Below are 1588 nucleotides of genomic sequence, written 5' to 3' on the forward strand. Positions count from 1 at the left end.
TCATGATAGTAATCCGATTGAACGGTTAGTTTCAAGGCATCAATGGCTGTATTTCCCGTAATGACAATAGCAGACTCAGGGTGATTTTCCTTGAGGAGATTTTCTTTACTCTCACTAGTTGGAGCAAAATAGAGATCCGCTAGGTTATCAGTCATCTGACGATTCATTTCTTCTGGGAAAGGAGAATACTTATCAAATGTCCTTAGGCCAGCTTCAACGTGGCCGATTCGTACCTGATTATAGAAAGCAACTAAACTTGCTGCAAAAGTTGTTGTTGTATCTCCATGAACAAGAATTATATCTGGAAGTTCTTGCTTAACAACTGGATCAAACTTTTCTAAAATTTTTCCAGTAATGTCTAAGAGGGATTGATTTTTCCCCATAATATCCAGGTCATAATGTGGCTCGATGCTAAACGTTTCAAGAACTTGATCAAGCATTTGACGGTGCTGAGCTGTCACAACTGTGATCGTCTCAATGCTGTCACTATGTTTTTGCAATTCTAACACTAAAGGGGCCATTTTAATAGCTTCTGGTCGTGTTCCAAAAACAACCATCACTTTCAGTTTCTTCATTACGCTATCCTTCTACTATAATAAAATTTGACACATCAGATTAATCTTTATATCGAATTATTGCGCAAATCAATTAATTTGATTATCTTAATTATTTTACCGTCAATTAATTTATATGTCAAATTTTTTCCAAATTATATTATTGCATTTAATTTAATTTTAACAATTTGTAACCTTTTTGTAACAATATTATTTACAACCTTTAAAAAGCCTTATTTTAGGAAATTTTAAGACTTTTCAAAAGAATCCGTATTTAAAAAAACTAAACCTTATATGTTTTTTTTGATATTTATTTTTATCTTGATAATTCAAACAATTATATTTTACCACTTTGAGGAATAAATCAAACAATTTCAAACAAAAAAATTCCTTTTTCGAATGAAAAAGGGACTGTGATTGTTGTTTACTATATTTAAAATTTAAACCTTATAAAATCTGTCTTAAAACAAATTTTTCGACAGATACAAGACCAATTCTCCGATATCTTCACAAACCGCATTCATGGCCGGTTGATGGTTCTGATACCAAACACCCGTCCCATCTGGAATATAGCCTCGTTTGATGTATAATCTCTGGGCAGGTCCATACCCTGAATGGAGCCCAACACCAAGGGTCACCTTATCCGATATGAGCCTAACTTGTTTTTCTGCTTCTTCCAGCAAGAGATTTCCAATACCTTGATTTTGAAAAGGTTCAAAGACATTAAAATCTGAGAGTTCTGGATAGATTTCTGCAAAAGGCCCCTGCTTAGCGCAGGACAAAATTGTGATATAACCCGCTAAAGCACCCTCAACCTCTGCAACTAAGACTTCTCTCTCCCCACTTTCTTGCTCCTTAAAGTATCGAGTTAAAATCTCCTCTCTACTTGGCCAACCTTGGCTGATAAATCCTCGAGATAGTTCTTGTATGTCAGATTCTTGCATTTTTCTAATTGAACATGTCGTCTTCATAAGCTGCTCCTTTATAGCTTTCTCCTACCATTATAGCACGATAATAAAGATTAAAAGAAAAAA

Annotated in this window: 2 protein-coding genes; both read right to left on the bottom strand. The window is 34.4% G+C overall.

All coding sequences use genetic code 11. The features are described from left to right. Nucleotides 1-575: non-hydrolyzing UDP-N-acetylglucosamine 2-epimerase (wecB, locus tag GMD4S_RS08680; RefSeq protein WP_000734435.1), on the bottom strand; the 575-nt coding region annotated here is incomplete at its 3' end. A 440-nt stretch (nucleotides 576-1015) separates the two neighbouring features. After that, a complete protein-coding gene (locus GMD4S_RS08685; protein ID WP_000858591.1) occupies nucleotides 1016-1525 on the bottom strand; it encodes a GNAT family N-acetyltransferase in 510 nt (169 codons plus the stop codon). Nucleotides 1526-1588: the final 63 nt, after the last annotated feature.

This window comes from Streptococcus sp. GMD4S (assembly GCF_000296955.1).